Below are 17,856 nucleotides of genomic sequence, written 5' to 3' on the forward strand. Positions count from 1 at the left end.
CAATCGTGTTTCTTTAAAAATTGCGCTAACTTTACTGCAATATAACTAAAATGTCTCGTTTAAACCTATAAAAGCAATCAAAGCGATGACAAAAAAATGATAATTTAATTAAAACTCTACCAAACCTAATTATTTATTGGGCATTTACTTATTTTGGGTATAATAAATTTGATAACAAAAAAGGGACACATATGCCAGAAGGAAGAGTCAAAGTTAGTTGGATAGTGGCAGGCTTTAGCTTGTTTTTAATAAGCTTACTTACCTATGTTTACTACACTTACCAAACCACGCGTGCTGAAATAATGCAGTCGGTTGATAATCGCTTACTTAATGCAGCCACCAGCGTAAAACATATTTTAGGTGAAAATTACTTAAGTGCGGTTAATCAAGGCGACAACATAAGTTTTTCTTACTATCAAGATAAAAGTAAACAGCTCTCTGAGTTTGCTCAAGCACTTGATATTGCTTATGTGTATTCAATGATTTTAAAAGACGGAAAGGTTCTTTTTAGCTCATCAAGCTACACGCAAGACGATCAGAATAATGGCAAAGTAACTCAATTTTTAGATCTCTATCCTGAAGCTACCGATGCCAATATAAGTGCTTTTTACTCAACCGAGCCTGTATTTGAAATATCGAGCGATCAGTGGGGCCACTTTAAAACTATTTTTATTCCTTACGTTGACCCTATTAACGGCAATACCTATTTAACGGGTGCCGATATAACTATTTACAATTTAAACGAGAAACTTAAAGAAAGCGTATCAAAAGCAGCTGCAATGGCTAGCTTCTTCTTTTTTATCGCGATACTTGTTGCCGCCATATATATTTATTTACTAAAGCGCTCGTTAGCAACTGACTCAAGTACTGGCTTTTCAAATCATATCGCGCTTGAATACTACATTAAAAAGAGCAATGCCCATCACATGCAATTAGCCGTTATTTGGGTTAATGAAATAGAAGATATAAACAGCTTTTATGGTACTGAAGTGGGTGACAAAGTAATGAAAAACTTACTTACTCACTTTAAATTCAGAAGCTCTGCGCATTGCTATATATACAGATTAGCAACCAACAAGATAGTATTGCTCGCCCCTAAAGAAATGGGTAATGACGAATTTACTGACCTAGTAAAAACTTATAACTTTAATACACCAGTGTTAACCGACCCTTTTATTTATATAACCCTTTGTGCAGGTATTGCCAGTGGTAATAAATCGCTATTACTTGAAAACGCACATATAGCGGCCTTACAAGCTAAGCAAGGTAGACACAACGTCGTTAACTACTCAAAAGCACTACACGATGTAAAAACGCAATATCAATACAATGTTGAAATGGCTAAAGAAGTACGTGAAGCGTTTGATAACAACCGTATTGTGCCTTACTTTCAACCTATTATTGATACTAATACCAATAAAGTTGTTCAGTACGAATGTTTAGCTCGAATGGTAACAGCGCAAGGGGAAGTGTTAAAACCTGATGCATTTTTAAATGTAGTGACTCGCTCAAGAATGGACGGCTTACTTACCCGTACTATATTTTCACAATGTGTTAGCCGCTTTAGAAAAACCGATATTTGCTGGAGTTTAAATATAACAGCACAAGATATGCTCGATCCTAATTTGAGCGAGTTTATTGCTGATGAACTAAAGCGTTACCCGCACCCAAGCAACATCACGTTAGAGCTTTTAGAAACCCAAGCTATTGCCAACTTTTCTGAAGTAAAAGCATTTATTGGTATGGTTAAAACAAAAGGCGTTAAGGTTATTATTGATGACTTTGGTAGTGGTTACTCAAATATATCAAATGTACTTAAGCTAGAAGTGGATGGTATTAAACTTGATGGCGCACTAATAAAGCAAATAGTGAATGACAAAGACATTTACTTGTTTATTGAACACATAGCCAGTTTTGCTAATCAGCTTGGTTTGCAACTAATGGCCGAGTCGGTAGAAAATGCAACCATAGTAACCGCGCTTAAAAAAGCGAATGTGGTACTAATGCAAGGCAACTATTTTGCCCATCCAGTACCACATGTTAATACGGTTATAAAAGAAGAATTAGCACTTTAACTTACTTTAACTAGGTAGGTTAATAACGAGTCGGTGGCTTTGCTGGCCACTGGCCCAGTATTTACGCTCAAAAGGCGTTATTGCGTCGTCTGACTCATAAAGAGTGACATCGCAAGGGTTGCCAGTTAATTCAAGCGCCCTTGCGAACTCTTTCACGTAAATATCCCAATTGCTGCGCACTTCTAATTGCCCACCTAACTTAACGATAAACGGAAAAATAGCTGCTCCATGCCAGCGCCTACGAATATGCTTAGATTTAGGCCACGGGTTTGGATACAACAAATAATGGTGCGTAGGTTGCCAATTAGCAGCAACCGCTAAGCGCCAAAAGTCGTTTAAGTCTGCTTGAACTAAGATGTACTGCCCACTGTCGGTTTGCTTATACTCAACATCGTGCTTATCTAATCGATGCGACGATTTATCAATACCTATAACAAGGGCATCTGGATGGCGCTTAGCTAAGTTAGCTGAGCTCTCACCCACGCCACAGCACGAGTCTAAAATAAGCGGGCCATTAAAGGCTTGTACTTTAGCATTAACCTCGTCAAACGCAGCTTGAGTATGCGCTGCAATTGGCTTTTTAAACTCAGCATCTAAGTGCTTATTTACTATTTCATCAAGCTTTTCGTGAATACCCGCTTGATTAGATACAATACTACGTGAATTTGCATCACTCATTAGTGTCTTAGCCCCACACCTTTTTTAATCAATGTAAGCGCTAATGTAAATAACGCTGTTATAAATACTAAAATAACCCCAAGAGCCACGCTTAAATCAACATCCGACACGCCTAAAAAGCCATAACGGAACGCGTTAACCATATAAATAATTGGGTTTACTTGTGATACATTTTGCCAAAATTCAGGCAATAGGGTAATTGAATAAAATACACCACCTAAATAAGTTAATGGCGTTAAAATGAAGGTGGGGATAATGCTTATATCGTCAAAGCTATTTGCATAAATCGCATTAATCAGACCACCTAAAGCAAATACAGCGGAAGTTAAAATAACCGTCGCCATTATTACAAAAATATTATGTATTTGAATATCTACAAACAACAACGATACACAAGTAACAATAAAGCCCACCATAATGCCACGTGTCATGCCGCCCCCCATATAACCCAGTACAATTATGTAGTTAGGTACAGGTGCAACTAAAAGCTCTTCAATGCTTTTTTGAAACTTTGTTGAGTAAAAACTAGAGGCTACATTGGAATAAGAGTTAGTAATAACCGACATCATTATAAGGCCAGGTACAATAAACTCCATATAACTAAAGCCGCCCATATCGCCAATTCGTGAACCAATTAAATTACCAAAAATAACAAAGTATAGGCTCATCGTAATCGCTGGCGGTACTAGGGTTTGCACCCAAATACGTAAAAAACGAATACACTCTTTGATCCACAAACTCTTTAAGGCTACGCCATATTTAAACATTTATTCGCCCCGCCCTTGCTCTAGTAATCCAACAAATAACTCTTCTAATCTGTTTGCTTTATTTCGCATACTCAATACAGTATTACCTTGAGTTGTTAATGCACTAAAAACCGCATTTAATCCTTGAGATTTAGCGACTTCTACTTCAACAGTGTGATCGTCCGCCATGGTAAATTTATAACCTTCAAGCGTTACAGGGTTTGCTGGCATTTTTAAATCTAAAATAAAGGTTTCTTTATCAAGCTTTGCAAGCAGTGCTTTAATGGTCGTGTTTTCAACAATTCGACCAGAATCAATAATAGCGATGTTTTTACACAGTAACTCTGCTTCTTCAAGGTAATGCGTAGTTAAAATAATAGTTACGCCTTGCTCATTTATTTGGCGTAAAAAATCCCACATTGAACGGCGAAGTTCTATGTCTACACCCGCAGTTGGCTCATCAAGTATAAGCAACTTAGGTTCGTGCATAAGGGCACGCGCAATCATTAATCGGCGTTTCATACCGCCTGAAAGCGTACGTGCTTGTTTGTCTTTTTTCTCAAGTAAGCCAAGTTGCGCTAAGTATTTATCAGCACGTTTATGGGCTTCGCCACGTGGCACACCATAATAACCGGCTTGGTTAACAAGTATTTGGCTAAGCGTTTCAAATTGGCTAAAATTAAACTCTTGCGGCACTAAGCCTAAATGCGCTTTTGCAGCTTCTAAGTCAGTATCAATATTACAACCGAATACTTCTACTTTGCCTTTTGTTTTATTAACAAGTGACGAAATAACACCAATGGTGGTTGATTTACCTGCTCCGTTTGGACCAAGTAAAGCAAAAAAGTCGCCCTCTTTAACTTGCAAATCAACGCCTTTAATAGCCTCAACACCATTTTTATAAACCTTGGTAAGGCCTTCTATATTTAAAGCAATATTTTGCTTATTCATTACTTACCCTCACCATAACCCCAACGTTTTGTTAGGTTATGTTCAATATTTAAATGATCTAAAATTCTCGCCACCATAAAATCAACTAAGTCTTCAATACTTTGTGGGTTATGATAAAAGCCAGGCGCTGCTGGCATTATGGTCACACCTAAACGAGATAACTTAAGCATGTTTTCTAAATGAATTTCGTTAAACGGTGTTTCGCGCGGCACTAAAATTAACTGTCCGCGTTCTTTAATTACCACATCAGCGGCGCGCTCTAATAAGTTATCTGACGCCCCTACTGCAATTGCAGAAACCGATCCTGTACTACACGGGCATACCACCATTTTTTTAGGCGCCGCAGAGCCCGAAGCCACAGGGCTAAACCAGTTATCTTTACCGTATACTTTTAACTGCCCAGATTTAGCATTAAACAGCGTACTTAACTGCTCAGTGGCTTTGTCTTCATTACCAGAGAGCTTAATATTTGATTCTGTATCAAGCACCACTCGCGCTGCACTTGAGATAAGTACGTAAACTTGAAATTGCTGCTCAAGCAACACTTCAAGTAACCTTAAACCATAAGGCGCACCTGATGCACCGCTAAAAGCGAGCGTAATTCTATCTTTAAATTGCACACTATTCTCCGCTGTATTTATCAGCTAAACCATCAACAAGGTGTTGATGAAGGCCATTAAAACCGCCATTGCTCATAATTAAAATATGCTGATTAGGCTCAATATTTTCAAGCACCGTATCAATAATTGTTTGCGTGCTGCTAAAGCACTGCATGCCTGCTTTATCTGCTTGCTCTTTTAGCGACCAATTTAGATTCTCTGGTTCAAAAAGTAGTACGTCGTCAGCATCACGCAGTGAATCTAATAATGTATATTGGTGCACGCCCATTTTCATAGTGTTTGAGCGCGGCTCTAAAATAGCGATAATTTTTTCATCACCTACTTTTGCGCGCAGTCCTGCAAGCGTAGTTTTAATTGCTGTTGGGTGATGCGCAAAATCGTCATACACCTTAATATTATTAATATCAGCCTTTAGCTCCATACGCCTTTTAGGGCTAATAAATTCTCCTAAGGCATCAATACTATGATCAACAGCTATACCCACATGGCGCGCTGCTGCGATAGTCATAATTGCATTTTTAACGTTATGCTCGCCTATTGCTTGCCAGCAAACAGTACCCTGCTTTTCGTTATTTAAAAGTACATTAAACTCACTACCATCGGCTTTTATTAATTCATAGCCCCAGTCATCACCGAGTGTTTCGCTTTCGCTCCAAAGCCCTTGTGCTATTACGTCATTAAGCGCTACGTCTTGCTTTGGCCAAATTACCTTGCCGCTTTGAGGTAATGTACGCATTAAGTGATGAAATTGTTTTTTTATTGCGTTCAAATCTTCGAAAATATCAGCGTGATCGAATTCAAGATTATTTAAAATAAGTGTACGTGGAAGGTAATGGACAAACTTACTGCGCTTATCAAAAAAAGCAGTGTCGTATTCATCGGCTTCAATAACAAAAAATGGCGTTTCACCCACTTTTGCCGATACACCAAAATTTTGGACTATGCCGCCAATTAAAAACCCTGGTTTTAAACCTGCATACTCTAAAACCCACGCAAGCATACTTGCTGTGGTTGTTTTTCCATGCGTACCCGCTACAGCAAGTACCCACGATTTTTGTAATAAATTATGTTTAAGCCATTCAGGGCCTGAGGTGTAAGGCAGACCTTTATCAAGCACATATTCAACACACGGGTTACCACGGCTCATTGCATTACCGACAACTACCATATCTGGTTTTGGCTCTAATTGAGATACGTCGTAGCCTTGAGTCAGTTCAATGCCAAGCTCTTCAAGTTGCGTACTCATTGGTGGGTAAACGTTTTGATCAGAACCCGTTACTTTATGACCTAATGATTTAGCAATGGCTGCAATACCACCCATAAACGTGCCACAAATGCCCAAAATATGTATATGCATATACTTTCCTTAAATCGTATGCTCACTTTACAGCTATGCAAAGTTTAATGGCGCTATAATGCCAAAATTCGTGCTTAGTTACTATGTACGTCTGCACAATTCACTCGTGCCAAAAACACGTTAATTAGTTTTTTAAACGCTAAAAATCAAAAAATAGGCACGTTCACCTACCCTGTATTGCTTTTAATCAATTATTATCAATGTTATAAACCAGCTTGCTGTATAACTTTAAAACTTAAAAAGGACTTAATATGAAAAAACTATTCTTTATAGCCTGTATTTTACTTAGTCAAAAAAGCTTTGCTTTGGAATTTGCTAAGTACCCAATAGAACTAAGTTCGGGCGAAGGCGTTAATGTTGTTATTGCCCCAACAACAGATAAAAAACAAGCTTTAGTAAAAGTAACAGGCATAAACCATGATATTGATGGGATTGTATTTTTAACCGAATTAAAACCTCATGGTAGTAATAAAGCTTACAAATATACTTACGATGGTACACAAAGAAGTTTAGTAAGTGTTGAGGAAGGCTACCGCTGTTGCTCTTACAATCTTTATATTCCAGACACTCGTGATGGAATTTACTTATCAAAAAAAGAAGAGTCAAACCCTGCCATTGTTGAAGACTTAAAAGCGCAATACGATCAACAGTTAAATAAAGGTACTCAAGCTAAACTAGCGAAGTTTAATCGTGAAAAGCATTTAGGGTATCAACAAAAAAATATAGCTGCCGCTAATAGCGAAATAGATAAGCAATGCGGATTAAAAATAAATACCAATGTTGATTGGGAAAGCATTGATGATGAAAACCTAAAAGAATATCCAGTGGGTTCATTTTGTGCACAAGTTGCAAACGAAATGGCATACATGTGCGAAAAAGACCAAAGTTTTAAAAACGACATAGCTCAGTTCAATGCTATCGAATGTAAATTTACTAATGAGCTAAAACTACGTAAAAATGGTAATACACTTATATTTAAAACAGCGCCAAAAGCCGCTAACCAACGCCGCTTTATTGAAGCTTATTTATTAAATTTATAAGCTGAGTTTAAAACCAAAAAAGCACCTAAAGGTGCTTTTTTTGGTTTTACTAATTAAGTTTGTTTATAGCGTTAAAAATACAATCAAACCTACACCGAGTAATAAACGATATATTACAAATGGCAACATACCCATTCGCTCTATTACTTTTAAAAACATAAATATACATGCATAAGCCGATAAGAACGATAGCACCACACCAAGCAATAATGTATTCCAATCAACTACATGGTCACCCAGTGCAAGCTCTGCAATATAATAAAGCCCCATCATAGAAATAATCGGAATCGCTAGTAAAAACGAAAAACGCGCTGCGCTTTGCTTATTCATACCCAACATTAAACCAGCGGTCATCGTGATACCTGATCGAGAAGTACCCGGGATCATTGCAACAGCTTGTGCAAAACCAATGATAAGTGCCGTTTTCCAATTGAGCTGATAAATAGTTTTAATTTGTTTCCCTTTTGCATCCGCGTACCAAAGCAACAAACCAAATACAATGGTGGTAGTAGCAATTACCCAAGCGCTTCGCAAATATAACTCAATAAAGTCTTTTAAAAGTAAACCTAAAATAGCGGCAGGCACTGTACCTAGTATAATCCACCAGCCTAATTTACTGTCATCGGTAGTGCCTTGCTTACCAAAAGATTTAAACCATGCGCTTAGTATATCTACTACTTCTTTACGAAAATAAATAACAACGGCTATTAAAGTACCAACATGTACTGCTACGTCAAACGCAAGCCCTTGATCTTCCCAGCCTAAAATTTGCGATGGGAGAATTAAATGCGCAGAACTCGATATTGGTAAAAACTCAGTAAATCCCTGTATGAGGGCTAAAATAATTATTTCGATAATACTCATAGGTTAGAAAACTCCACCTTCCATAGCTTTTGTTGAGGGTTATTATATTCATTCCATAACTGCGCAATCGTTTGCTTAGCTACAGGATGATAAAAATCTGGGGCAACCTCACTCAGAGGTTGTAATACAAATGCATTTTTAGTTATTTCATCACGAGGTAATTGCGCTGGGGAATCGCAAGTTACATCATCATAAAACAGTAAATCTAAATCGAGCGTTCGTGGACTAAATTTTTTGTCGTTCGCTGTACGCCCATTATCACGCTCTATTTGTTTTAATAAAGCGCATACATCAGCAAGCGACATATCAGTTGTAGCGCCAACTACTGAATTATAAAAATTATTGCCAGCAAACCCAACTGCTTCACTTTCAAAAACAGACGAGTGCACAATGTGCTCAAAGTGCTGCTTAAGTGCAATTAATGCACATTGTATATAATGCGCTTTATTTATATTTGACCCTAGGCTGATATAAATTTGAGCCATTTAGTCAGTTGCCTTAACACGTGTAATTTCAACACCCACAGTTTGTGCTTGTGCTACTGCTGCTGGTTTACTTACTCTTATAGTAACTTGTGGCGTATTAAACTCGCTTAAAATAATCTCAGCCAACTGCTCAACCAAAGTCTCTAGCAACTCAACAGGTTTTGCAGTGCAGTGCTTAATAACGCGTTCGCTTACTTTTGAGTAATCCAGTGCTAAATTAATATCGTCATTTTCGGCTGCAGGCTTAATATCACTAAGCATTTCAATATCAAAATAAAGGCTCTGTTTACTTTCTTTTTCAAAGTCGTACACTCCAATAATAGTGTCGACGTGCAATTGAGATATAAAAACCTTATCCATTGATACTCCAAATAACAACAAACGACTAAGCAACTATACAAAGCATCAATAAAATTAATACTGTATATGGTTTAGCCAGTGTTTAAATATGTGAAAATAACTTCTACAATAGCAAAATAACCAAACTAGCTATTAAATAGCCTGTTAATAATTTTCACGATAAATTTTGCTGCCAATAATAGCTTAAAAGTACTATCAATTGGTATAGCAATTAAAAAATAAGGAAGCGTGTGTTAGCCACTTTAATGTTTGTTTTAGCTTATTTACTTGGGTCGATTTCGTCGGCTATTTTAGTGTCGCGGTTGTTCAAACTCCCTGACCCTCGTAATAGTGGTTCTAACAACCCAGGGGCTACAAATGTTTATAGATTAGGCGGAGCATTTCCGGCTTGCTTGGTTTTAGTGTTTGATATTTTAAAAGGCACTATTCCGGTATGGGGGGCTTATTTTTTAGAAGTTGAACCTTTAGAGCTTGGTTTAGTCGCAGTAGCTGCTTGTTTAGGCCATATGTACCCACTGTTTTTTAGCTTCAAAGGCGGTAAAGCCGTAGCAACGGCATTTGGCTCATTATTACCTATTGGCTTATCACTGGCTGGTTTACTTGTGTGCACTTGGTTAGTTATAGTGGCAATAACACGCTATTCATCACTGGCAGCGCTTGTAGCTGTATCTTTAGCGCCCTTATATACATGGCTAATAAAACCACTTTATACTCTTCCCGTTACTTTTATCACGTTGTTAATTATATTTCGTCACCGTACTAATATTATTCGATTATTTAGTGGGGAAGAACCAAAAGTAGGCGCTAAAAAAGCACCCACTGATGAAAACGAAAACAGTTAATGTAAGAGTAATACCAATTTTATTAAAAACATAATCATTCTAGCGTATTAAATAACTCACTAACTACGTTAAAAATTATTTATATAGAACAACTATGTATCATAATTTTAGCCTTGTTATTGAGCTATTTTCTTATCGCTATAATAGATCACTAATTTAATGCAATTGGTATAATTAAATAGGCTCAAGGCTATCTATTGGCCAGCGAGGTTTTGTTTTCATATCAAGACTTGCAAACTGACCTGCTTTTAATCGTTGCATTCCTGCATAAGCAATCATTGCACCGTTGTCGGTACAAAATTCAGTACGCGGATAAAAAACTTCGCCTTTCATACCTTTCATTACGCGTTCAAGCTGCAGTCGAAGCTGTGTATTTGCACTTACGCCACCGGCGATTACTAAACGCTTAATACCTGTTTGTTTAAGCGCTCGCTTGCACTTAATAACCAGCGTATCAATAACCGCTGTTTGAAATGCATGCGCTATATCAGCTTTAGTTTGATCGTCGTCGTCATTTTCACGAATAGTGATTGATGCTGCAGTTTTTAAACCACTAAAACTAAAATCAAGACCTGGTTTGTCGGTCATCGGGCGAGGAAAAATAAAGCGCTTAGCAACGCCTTGTTCGGCCATTTTAGCTAAGCGCGGGCCACCTGGGTAGTCAAGACCAAGTAACTTAGCGGTTTTATCAAATGCTTCGCCTGCGGCATCATCAACTGACTCACCTAGTACTTCGTATTGTCCAATACCCGCTACTTTAACCATCATGGTATGACCACCCGATACAAGCAATGCAATAAACGGAAACTCAGGAATATTTTCTTCAAGCATCGGAGCAAGTAAATGCCCTTCCATATGATGAACAGCAACAGCTGGAATATCCCAACCGTATGCTAATGAACGACCAATAGAAGTACCTACCAATAATGCTCCAACTAAACCTGGGCCTGCAGTATAAGCAATACCGTCTAAATCTTCTGGGCCGCAACCCGCTTGTGCAAATGCAGCATCAATAAGTGGTAGCGTTTTACGAACATGATCGCGCGATGCAAGTTCCGGTACTACACCGCCATAATCAGCGTGTACTTTTACCTGGCTGTATAATTGATGAGCTAACAAGCCTTTTTCGTCATCGTATATTGCAATACCTGTTTCATCGCATGACGATTCAATGCCTAAAATTCGCACTGTACTTCTCCTGCCTTTAAAATTTCACTTCGCTGTTTTTATAACGTAAGGCCAATATTTGTTTGGCCATCTTCTAGGGCAAACTTTTTAAGTGCCTTCACGCTATCAGAGGTAATACGCCCCATATTTTCTACAAAATCAATTAGCTCACCTAATACTTCAATTTCGTATTGCATTAATGGATGTTCTCTAACTGCTGTGTTATCAGCAACCTCACCTTCAACCGTCATTTGATATTCAATAAAGCGGGCCACTGTTGCTTGAGATATTTTACTGACACTAATGAACTCTTGCTCATCTTGCGCCATTAAACCATGCATTAAGCTAAGTAAAGACGTTGCAGCATCAATAGCAGGGTAAGTACCAAACATATCAAAATCAGCAAGTTCAGGAACATTCGGTTCTATTTTTTCAACTTGTTTTTCGAGATCTATTTTACTTTTAGGCAGTAATATTTTTTCCCAACAAACATTAAGCGAATTACGAAGTAAGGTTTCATCACCAAACCCCGTTGCTTCGCTAAATAAACCGTAATTTGGCAGCATTCGCTCTATTAAAGCACTTGCCAAAACAGCTTTTTGTAAATAGTTAAGCTCTCTAATACGCTGAAAATTATTTGCTTTAGTCATTCTTTAACGTCTCACACGACCAACAAAAATCAAATGTTGATCCATTATGCTCATTACAGTTAGGGCATACCCAATCTGGAGCGGATTGTTTTACTTGTTGATAGTTTACCAATATTTGGCGCGCATGGCGCTCTTTTATCGCATAAACCTGCACACTAACTTGTGCTTGATCAAATGGAATTTCTCCCAATGCGCCTTGGAGCATCTCACCTTTTATTTTGCATTCAATGCCACTGGTTTGTATTAAACCTTTAATAATATTAGCTTCAAGGGTATTTTCGGCTTTATAAATTGTAACCCATTGAAAAGAGCTATCAGTTGAATTTTTATTATTAATATTTTGCAATATTCACCTCATTTATTTTGTGTTAACAATATCCTACGCTAAATTATTAGCATGCTGCACTTTTAAGGAATAAACATGACACTTACAACCCCGGGCTTACTTTTTCCAGCCATATCGCTGCTATTATTAGCCTATACAAACCGATTTTTAGTTTTAGCGCAATTAATTAGGGAGTTAAATGCGCGCGAAGGTGAATCTATTCGACCTGTTGTAGTCGCTCAAATCACTAACTTACGTAAACGAATAAACTTAATCAGAACAATGCAGGTATACGGCGTAGCCTCTTTTTTACTGTGTACATTTTCGATGTTTGCTTTATTTATTGAATTTAATACCACAGGGATTATTTTATTTGGCATTAGCTTAGCTTGCTTAAGTTTATCGTTATTAACGTCTTTATTCGAAATACATATTTCCTGTGATGCGATTGAAATAGAACTACAAAGCATTGAAAATAAACCATTAAGCAGCCGAATAAATAGAAATTTTGTAAAATAAACTCTCATAGATAAAACACCCTATTATTTGTCATAATCATGTTATATGTGCGCCCTATCTTGGGGCGTACTTTTTTATTAATTAGAACAATTAAACTCCAACCTCCTAACTAACCCACTGAGTTAAAATAACTTTGCCTAGATAGTTAATTGCAAAAATATAGACAAAACACAATAAACAACTAGTTATCAATTAAAAAAGTAATACTATTTGGTCGCTTTCCTCTTTAATTAATACTAAAAGGGGGGTATCCTGCTGGAAACACGTATGAACTTGCAACCGTATTTCAATATAGAATTTTACTAAACTTTAGAATAAAAATTAATATATTTGATATCCGTGGTATCTGCGACTTACTTATAAAAAGGGACTATAAAGTGAGATTTGAACAATTAGAGCAATTTGTAGCACTTGGTGTATTACGTCACTTTAGACAAGCAGCTGAACAAACCCAAATTAGTACTTCAGCGCTAACGCGCAGCATTCAAACACTTGAAAATGAAATGGGATATGAGTTAGTAAAACGCTCAACTCGTTCTGTTAAATTAACGCCTGAAGGCGAACTTTTCCTTGAATATGCTAAAACGACTCTATCGGAACTTGAGCTAACGAAAAAACGGATTTTTCAATCAGTAAACGGTAATGCTAATGAAAAACTTGTTATTGGCTATACCAATAAGGCAAGCAGCATAGTACCTATTTCTTGTGGACAGTTTTTAGCTCAATATCCTCATATAAAAATTGAAATGCAGTTACAAGATCAACAAGAGCTAACACGCAGACTCCAACAAGGTGAAATAGACATAAGTGTATACTCTCAAGCTATTAATAGTATTGGCAGTGACATTCACTTACCTGATCAGCTTGTATTATTTGTTTCAAAAAATCACCCTCTTGCACATAAAAACGATATAAGTAAGCAAAATCTTGATAGCTACCCTATGTTTGGCTGCTTCTCTCAATCTAAACAAGTGCAAACTATGCTTAATGAAGCAATTGATTCTTTAAATAAATCATCAAGTATTAAAGTGGGTAGCATTGAGCAAGTAATGGCTGGTGTAGTTAAATCAGATCACTTTGCTATAGCAAGCATTGAGCATGCAAACACAATCGCAGAGAACTCTGAACTCGTGCAACTAAAAACAAATAAAGATTTAAATCACGAACAACTCGTTGTACAAACAAGCCAACAAACATCTATTACCGAACATGTAGAGCACTTGCTGTCGCTTATAAAAAAAGCGGGAGCTGCATTTAACTAACCCTTCTTTTTGAAAAAGTGCGGCACAATAAACAGTAGCTTTAAATCGCTTTTCGGCTACACTGTCGCACCTTTTTTAAACAGCTGATGTGAATGAACACACTTTTTGGTCCTGATGTCTATTTAGATGATATAGAACGCCAAGGATACACCGTAATTCATAACGCGCTTATTGCCGATTTAGTTAACGATTTAGTTGCAGATTGTCACCGTATAAACCCCCACTTTAGCCTTGCCGGTATTGGTCGATTAAATAACTTACAAATAGATAAAACTATTCGTACTGACAAAACCTATTGGTTTGACGGCAGCTCTCAAGCACAGCTTACGTATCAAGCAATAATGCAAAGTATAAAAACCACGTTAAATCGTAGCTTTTTTATGGGGCTATTTGATTACGAATGCCATTATGCAAAATATACACAGGGTGATTTTTATAAAAAACACTTAGATGCATTTAAAGGTCGATCTAATCGTGTATTTACAACGGTGCTTTATTTAAATACGCCAGAGCAAGGTGGCGAACTTGTTATATATAAACCTAAAAGTAAAGAAGTAGAAATAACCATTAAACCAACTGCTGGCACATTGGTTATGTTTGAAAGCGAACGTTTTGCTCATGAAGTGCTTCCTGCAGTTGACGAACGCTATTCTATTGCTGGATGGTTTAGAAAAAACGCCTCTATTAGCGGCATTATTGATCCACCCCGATAGCTCTAAATAGCGAATTTTAACAGCCTTTATTAAGGCTTTAAAATGCTATTGGGTATGAAAGTAATAACCCCATAAAGATAGCCAAGCCCACATAATGATTATTTAAAAACGCTTTAAAGCAGGCATCTCTTTCACGTTTATGAATAAGCGTTTGTTGATATGCCAATAAACCAGCTGCTACACTCAAACCAACGCCAAACGCGACACTTAAATGATTACTTATACCAATAAACGCAACCAGAGCTATAAATACAGCATTAAGTAAAAAGATTATGTGGCGGTCGAATTTACCAAATAAAATAGCGGTTGATTTTACCCCTATTTTTAAATCGTCATCTCTATCAACCATCGCATACATAGTGTCATAAGCGACTGTCCAGCAAATATTGGCTATAAATAATAACCATGCCTGCTGCGGTAATGCATTTATTGAAGCCATATACGCCATTGGAATAGCCCAACCAAATGCAGCCCCTAAAACAACTTGTGGTAATTGTGTATAGCGTTTCATAAAAGGGTAGCAAAAGGCTAAAGCCAAAGCCCCAAAAGAAAGCAAAAGAGTATTAACGCTAAGCATTAATACTAAAATAAACGCAATAACTATGAGCAGTAAAAATAGGCTAAGTGCTTCACCACTACTAACCCGCCCTGAAGCTAGCGGCCGCTGAGCTGTGCGTTTTACAGAGCCGTCTATTTTCCTATCTGCAAAATCATTAATTACACACCCTGCACTTCGCATAACAACAACGCCCAGCGTAAATATAATAAAGTTGAGTAAGCTCGGCATCCCACTATTAGCAAGCCATAAAGCCCAGTATGTTGGCCAAAGTAATAACAAGGTACCAATGGGCTTATCTATACGCATTAGCTGTATATAGTAAGAAATATGTTTTGGCTTTAAAACGGCTAATTTCATGAGTATAAATATGCTCCTGGTAAAAACACTTCACACACTAAAAATTTATATTCTTTGAGTGCAAATACACTTCGACGGCCTAGTAAGTTTTTTTCGGGTAGGTTTAATTTTGCAACTAATTGCTGAACGGGGTGCTTGGCATCAAAATGAGCAATTTCTATATCCGTTCGTTTTAGTGCTGGGTCTTGAAAAATCACATCACCAAGAGGTCGTTCACCCATATTGTGCAAAGGATTGCTCGAATCATTTTTAGGAAGCCAGCTCTGTGCGTATACCACAGGTTTGTTATCGCACAATAAGAGTACTTCTCTATTAATCGCTGTTTTAGCGCTACAGTTTAGTAATAACTTTTGCTCTAGACTTAAAGTAAATAACTGTTCGCTCAATACTCTTACACTAAAAATTTGTGATTTACTTTTTAATTTAGCAGTTAAAGAATTAGGTTCAAAAAGCCATTCTTGCTCTAGAGGAGATAAATCACTTACATATGAAGTGGACTGCCAATTAGCAGATATAGACAGAGGATAAGTAATCACAATAGCTCAACAAAATAAAAAACAACGAGATGATACCATTGCCAAAGCTTTTGAAAAAGTGATGTTTTATAACCATAAATAATTGCTTGGCGCTGTTTATTACCCACTATTAAGTATAAACTATTTGTAACAAGTTTTAAGAAACGCTTTAAATATGAAAAAAATAGTATACGCAGGTCTTTTTACGTTCTTTGTAAGCGTCATAAGCTTTACAGCTCGTGCTGAATCTACAGTTGGTTATTTTGGTTTTGAGCCCGATATAATCACCAACTACATTGGCGCATCAAGTAAAAAAATGGGCTATGTGCGTGTAACTATTGATTTAATGCTTAATGACACTTCAAATATTGCAGTAGTAGAGCACCACACGCCATTACTACGTGATGCCCTAGTAGAAATTTTATCTAAAGAGCCTGAAGAAAAAATAAAATCCCTTACTGGCCGTGAAGAAATACGCGCAAAGTGCGCCGAAAAACTAAAAAGCCTCTTAAAAGAAGAAACAGGACAAGAGATCATCCGTGAAGTCTTGTTCACTAAGTATTTATATCATTAGTATTTAACGTTTTGCGTTAAATACTTTGGCGGTGTAGGCAAAAGCCATACCGCTAACTAATCCACCTAAGTGCGCCCAATTAGCCATACCTACAAACAATACATCTGCAAAACCAAGCACTAACCAAATCAACATAAAACCAACAATAGCCGTACTAACCAGTGCTGGTTTGTTCGGATTTAAAAAGCTATGAATCCAACAAAAACCAAGTAACCCATATACTACGCCACTCAAACCGCCAAAGTTAGGACCAACCATTAGGTATTGCGCCCAATTACTAATAAGTGCAGTCACTAAAAACAAACCTATTAAGCTGAGTTTTCCGCATTGCTTTTCGATATTGTCGCCAAGCGACATCCACCAAATTAAATTAAACACAATATGCATCGCGCTAAAATGCACAAGCGCAGGTGTTAACCAACTGAGCGGTTGTGATGGATTAAATTGCAGAGCTGTATAAATTTCATCAAATCCACCCAATAAAAAAGCGACATAAATAACAATACTTAATATGCTAACAGTTTGGTTAAGCCAGCTAAGCGCTTTAAATCGCGCCATAAGATTAAGTGATTGCCCTTGATATTTAAGCGGCGATTGCGTGCTGCCTACATCCCAAGATGCTTGCTGGTATTTTTCATGATTGGGGTTTTGTGTAAATTCAGTCCATAGCGGCTGAACTTGATGAAAGTCCTCTTCAGTCACGCTAATGATGACATTACTACCATCTGCTGAGTGTATCTTTGCATCTAGGCCTTGGCTTTTTAAATAATCTATAAAGCCCTGTGCGGCGCGTGGGTTATTTAAACTGCCAAGCTCTATCATCGCTCTACCTTCTCGCTGTAAGCCGCTTCCCAAGCAGTGAAGCCACCATCCATGCTGTAAACATCTTCAAAGCCTTGTTCAACTAAATAACTAGCTGCGCCCTGAGAGCTCATACCGTGGTAACACACAATAATAATTGGCTGATCGAATTCTTTTTCCATCATAAATTGTGCAATATTACCGTTAGAAAGTGCTTCTGAGCCTGGAATACGACCAGCTTGATACGAATTTGGATCGCGAATATCTGCAATTACAACGTCTTCTTTATCTAGAAGTTCTAACGTTTGCGCTATAGAAATGTGTTTAAATGCCATTGAAGTCTCTTTAATTAATAGTATAAAAAAGGCGGCTAAAGCCGCCCTTCTTGTAATTTAG

At 37.4% G+C, this 17,856-nt stretch carries 22 protein-coding genes; 7 read left to right on the forward strand and 15 right to left on the reverse strand.

Translation table 11 applies throughout. The features are described from left to right. Positions 1-191 precede the first annotated feature (191 nt). Positions 192-2,075: a GGDEF domain-containing protein gene (locus tag I6F66_RS12110; protein ID WP_197209322.1), complete on the forward strand. Its 1,884-nt coding sequence runs from the start codon at positions 192-194 to the stop codon at positions 2,073-2,075. Positions 2,076-2,081: 6 nt separating this feature from the next. On the opposite strand, the gene I6F66_RS12115 is transcribed toward I6F66_RS12110, so the two are convergent. From I6F66_RS12115 to mpl, 5 genes are read right to left on the reverse strand one after another with little or no spacing between them, the layout of a single operon-like run. Beyond that, entirely contained in the window at positions 2,082-2,753 is a 672-nt protein-coding gene (locus tag I6F66_RS12115) for a tRNA (guanosine(46)-N(7))-methyltransferase TrmB (RefSeq protein WP_197209323.1), read from the reverse strand. Next, positions 2,753-3,520 carry an ABC transporter permease gene (locus I6F66_RS12120; RefSeq protein ID WP_165739646.1) on the reverse strand — a complete coding sequence of 256 codons (768 nt, stop codon included), beginning with the start codon at positions 3,518-3,520 and terminating at the stop codon, positions 2,753-2,755. The genes I6F66_RS12115 and I6F66_RS12120 overlap by 1 nt, the downstream gene beginning before the upstream one ends. Beyond that, positions 3,521-4,450 (reverse strand): ABC transporter ATP-binding protein, encoded by a 930-nt coding sequence (locus tag I6F66_RS12125; protein WP_197209324.1) that lies wholly within the window; start codon positions 4,448-4,450, stop codon positions 3,521-3,523. Continuing rightward, the gene (locus I6F66_RS12130; protein ID WP_197209325.1) at positions 4,450-5,070 is read right to left on the reverse strand and encodes a flavin prenyltransferase UbiX; all 621 of its coding nucleotides are present in this window, start codon (positions 5,068-5,070) and stop codon (positions 4,450-4,452) included. The genes I6F66_RS12125 and I6F66_RS12130 overlap by 1 nt, the downstream gene beginning before the upstream one ends. Position 5,071: 1 nt before the next feature. Beyond that, complete coding sequence (mpl, locus tag I6F66_RS12135; RefSeq protein WP_197209326.1) at positions 5,072-6,427, reverse strand: UDP-N-acetylmuramate:L-alanyl-gamma-D-glutamyl-meso-diaminopimelate ligase; 1,356 nt, start codon at positions 6,425-6,427, stop codon at positions 5,072-5,074. 251 nt (positions 6,428-6,678) lie between these two features. Between mpl and I6F66_RS12140 the strand changes: the two genes are divergently transcribed. Then, the gene (locus tag I6F66_RS12140) at positions 6,679-7,467 is read left to right on the forward strand and encodes a hypothetical protein (RefSeq protein ID WP_165728432.1); all 789 of its coding nucleotides are present in this window, start codon (positions 6,679-6,681) and stop codon (positions 7,465-7,467) included. A gap of 63 nt (positions 7,468-7,530) precedes the next feature. Here the strand turns inward: I6F66_RS12140 and I6F66_RS12145 are convergent, their stop codons facing one another. Genes I6F66_RS12145 through folB form a run of 3 tightly spaced genes read right to left on the reverse strand, consistent with a single transcriptional unit; the run spans position 7,531 to position 9,176 of the window. Then, complete coding sequence (locus I6F66_RS12145) at positions 7,531-8,331, reverse strand: undecaprenyl-diphosphate phosphatase (RefSeq protein WP_007584742.1); 801 nt, start codon at positions 8,329-8,331, stop codon at positions 7,531-7,533. Beyond that, positions 8,328-8,816 carry a 2-amino-4-hydroxy-6-hydroxymethyldihydropteridine diphosphokinase gene (gene folK, locus I6F66_RS12150; RefSeq protein WP_007584740.1) on the reverse strand — a complete coding sequence of 163 codons (489 nt, stop codon included), beginning with the start codon at positions 8,814-8,816 and terminating at the stop codon, positions 8,328-8,330. Before folK ends, I6F66_RS12145 begins: the two co-directional genes overlap by 4 nt. After that, complete coding sequence (folB, locus tag I6F66_RS12155; protein ID WP_007584738.1) at positions 8,817-9,176, reverse strand: dihydroneopterin aldolase; 360 nt, start codon at positions 9,174-9,176, stop codon at positions 8,817-8,819. It abuts the gene before it with no gap. A 230-nt stretch (positions 9,177-9,406) separates the two neighbouring features. Between folB and plsY the strand changes: the two genes are divergently transcribed. Next, positions 9,407-10,018, forward strand: coding sequence for a glycerol-3-phosphate 1-O-acyltransferase PlsY (gene plsY, locus I6F66_RS12160; RefSeq protein ID WP_165736229.1), 612 nt, complete (start codon positions 9,407-9,409; stop codon positions 10,016-10,018). A 174-nt stretch (positions 10,019-10,192) separates the two neighbouring features. Here the strand turns inward: plsY and tsaD are convergent, their stop codons facing one another. Genes tsaD through I6F66_RS12175 form a run of 3 tightly spaced genes read right to left on the reverse strand, consistent with a single transcriptional unit; the run spans position 10,193 to position 12,181 of the window. Continuing rightward, complete coding sequence (gene tsaD, locus I6F66_RS12165; RefSeq protein WP_010554406.1) at positions 10,193-11,206, reverse strand: tRNA (adenosine(37)-N6)-threonylcarbamoyltransferase complex transferase subunit TsaD; 1,014 nt, start codon at positions 11,204-11,206, stop codon at positions 10,193-10,195. Positions 11,207-11,244: 38 nt separating this feature from the next. Continuing rightward, positions 11,245-11,835 (reverse strand): YjaG family protein, encoded by a 591-nt coding sequence (locus I6F66_RS12170; protein WP_007584732.1) that lies wholly within the window; start codon positions 11,833-11,835, stop codon positions 11,245-11,247. Further along, on the reverse strand, positions 11,828-12,181 hold the full coding sequence (locus I6F66_RS12175) for a DUF2007 domain-containing protein (protein ID WP_010554404.1): 354 nt from the start codon (positions 12,179-12,181) through the stop codon (positions 11,828-11,830). The genes I6F66_RS12170 and I6F66_RS12175 overlap by 8 nt, the downstream gene beginning before the upstream one ends. A 75-nt stretch (positions 12,182-12,256) precedes the next feature. Between I6F66_RS12175 and I6F66_RS12180 the strand changes: the two genes are divergently transcribed. From I6F66_RS12180 to I6F66_RS12190, 3 genes are all read left to right on the forward strand, one after another. Next, positions 12,257-12,679 carry a DUF2721 domain-containing protein gene (locus I6F66_RS12180; RefSeq protein ID WP_007584730.1) on the forward strand — a complete coding sequence of 141 codons (423 nt, stop codon included), beginning with the start codon at positions 12,257-12,259 and terminating at the stop codon, positions 12,677-12,679. 377 nt (positions 12,680-13,056) lie between these two features. Beyond that, entirely contained in the window at positions 13,057-13,941 is an 885-nt protein-coding gene (locus I6F66_RS12185) for a LysR substrate-binding domain-containing protein (protein WP_007584725.1), read from the forward strand. A 92-nt stretch (positions 13,942-14,033) separates the two neighbouring features. Then, on the forward strand, positions 14,034-14,654 hold the full coding sequence (locus tag I6F66_RS12190; protein WP_007584723.1) for a 2OG-Fe(II) oxygenase: 621 nt from the start codon (positions 14,034-14,036) through the stop codon (positions 14,652-14,654). Positions 14,655-14,691: 37 nt separating this feature from the next. Here I6F66_RS12190 and ubiA read toward each other — a convergent pair whose 3' ends face one another. Further along, positions 14,692-15,570 (reverse strand): 4-hydroxybenzoate octaprenyltransferase, encoded by an 879-nt coding sequence (gene ubiA / locus I6F66_RS12195; RefSeq protein WP_165741433.1) that lies wholly within the window; start codon positions 15,568-15,570, stop codon positions 14,692-14,694. Further along, positions 15,567-16,106 carry a chorismate lyase gene (locus I6F66_RS12200; protein ID WP_165741436.1) on the reverse strand — a complete coding sequence of 180 codons (540 nt, stop codon included), beginning with the start codon at positions 16,104-16,106 and terminating at the stop codon, positions 15,567-15,569. Before I6F66_RS12200 ends, ubiA begins: the two co-directional genes overlap by 4 nt. Positions 16,107-16,260: 154 nt before the next feature. On the opposite strand from I6F66_RS12200, the gene I6F66_RS12205 reads away from it, so the two are divergent. After that, positions 16,261-16,659, forward strand: coding sequence for a flagellar basal body-associated protein FliL (locus tag I6F66_RS12205; RefSeq protein WP_165729393.1), 399 nt, complete (start codon positions 16,261-16,263; stop codon positions 16,657-16,659). A gap of 3 nt (positions 16,660-16,662) precedes the next feature. Here the strand turns inward: I6F66_RS12205 and glpG are convergent, their stop codons facing one another. Both glpG and glpE read right to left on the reverse strand, forming a co-directional pair. Then, on the reverse strand, positions 16,663-17,481 hold the full coding sequence (gene glpG, locus I6F66_RS12210; protein ID WP_165729392.1) for a rhomboid family intramembrane serine protease GlpG: 819 nt from the start codon (positions 17,479-17,481) through the stop codon (positions 16,663-16,665). Beyond that, the gene (gene glpE, locus I6F66_RS12215) at positions 17,478-17,795 is read right to left on the reverse strand and encodes a thiosulfate sulfurtransferase GlpE (protein ID WP_010554397.1); all 318 of its coding nucleotides are present in this window, start codon (positions 17,793-17,795) and stop codon (positions 17,478-17,480) included. Before glpE ends, glpG begins: the two co-directional genes overlap by 4 nt. Positions 17,796-17,856: the final 61 nt, after the last annotated feature.

Origin of the sequence: Pseudoalteromonas sp. NZS100_1 (assembly GCF_015864285.1) — a bacterium.
Classification (GTDB): domain Bacteria; phylum Pseudomonadota; class Gammaproteobacteria; order Enterobacterales; family Alteromonadaceae; genus Pseudoalteromonas; species Pseudoalteromonas arctica.

Bases quoted from the DNA above. Each gene is read 5' to 3' on its own strand.
- glpG (WP_165729392.1), bottom strand. From the start codon at position 17,481: ATGATAGAGCTTGGCAGTTTAAATAACCCACGCGCCGCACAGGGCTTT.
- I6F66_RS12125 (WP_197209324.1), bottom strand. From the start codon at position 4,450: ATGAATAAGCAAAATATTGCTTTAAATATAGAAGGCCTTACCAAGGTT.
- I6F66_RS12115 (WP_197209323.1), bottom strand. From the start codon at position 2,753: ATGAGTGATGCAAATTCACGTAGTATTGTATCTAATCAAGCGGGTATT.
- folK (WP_007584740.1), bottom strand. From the start codon at position 8,816: ATGGCTCAAATTTATATCAGCCTAGGGTCAAATATAAATAAAGCGCAT.
- mpl (WP_197209326.1), bottom strand. From the start codon at position 6,427: ATGCATATACATATTTTGGGCATTTGTGGCACGTTTATGGGTGGTATT.
- I6F66_RS12190 (WP_007584723.1), top strand. From the start codon at position 14,034: ATGAACACACTTTTTGGTCCTGATGTCTATTTAGATGATATAGAACGC.
- folB (WP_007584738.1), bottom strand. From the start codon at position 9,176: ATGGATAAGGTTTTTATATCTCAATTGCACGTCGACACTATTATTGGA.
- glpE (WP_010554397.1), bottom strand. From the start codon at position 17,795: ATGGCATTTAAACACATTTCTATAGCGCAAACGTTAGAACTTCTAGAT.
- ubiA (WP_165741433.1), bottom strand. From the start codon at position 15,570: ATGAAATTAGCCGTTTTAAAGCCAAAACATATTTCTTACTATATACAG.
- I6F66_RS12180 (WP_007584730.1), top strand. From the start codon at position 12,257: ATGACACTTACAACCCCGGGCTTACTTTTTCCAGCCATATCGCTGCTA.
- I6F66_RS12145 (WP_007584742.1), bottom strand. From the start codon at position 8,331: ATGAGTATTATCGAAATAATTATTTTAGCCCTCATACAGGGATTTACT.
- I6F66_RS12205 (WP_165729393.1), top strand. From the start codon at position 16,261: ATGAAAAAAATAGTATACGCAGGTCTTTTTACGTTCTTTGTAAGCGTC.
- I6F66_RS12140 (WP_165728432.1), top strand. From the start codon at position 6,679: ATGAAAAAACTATTCTTTATAGCCTGTATTTTACTTAGTCAAAAAAGC.
- I6F66_RS12120 (WP_165739646.1), bottom strand. From the start codon at position 3,520: ATGTTTAAATATGGCGTAGCCTTAAAGAGTTTGTGGATCAAAGAGTGT.
- I6F66_RS12110 (WP_197209322.1), top strand. From the start codon at position 192: ATGCCAGAAGGAAGAGTCAAAGTTAGTTGGATAGTGGCAGGCTTTAGC.
- I6F66_RS12170 (WP_007584732.1), bottom strand. From the start codon at position 11,835: ATGACTAAAGCAAATAATTTTCAGCGTATTAGAGAGCTTAACTATTTA.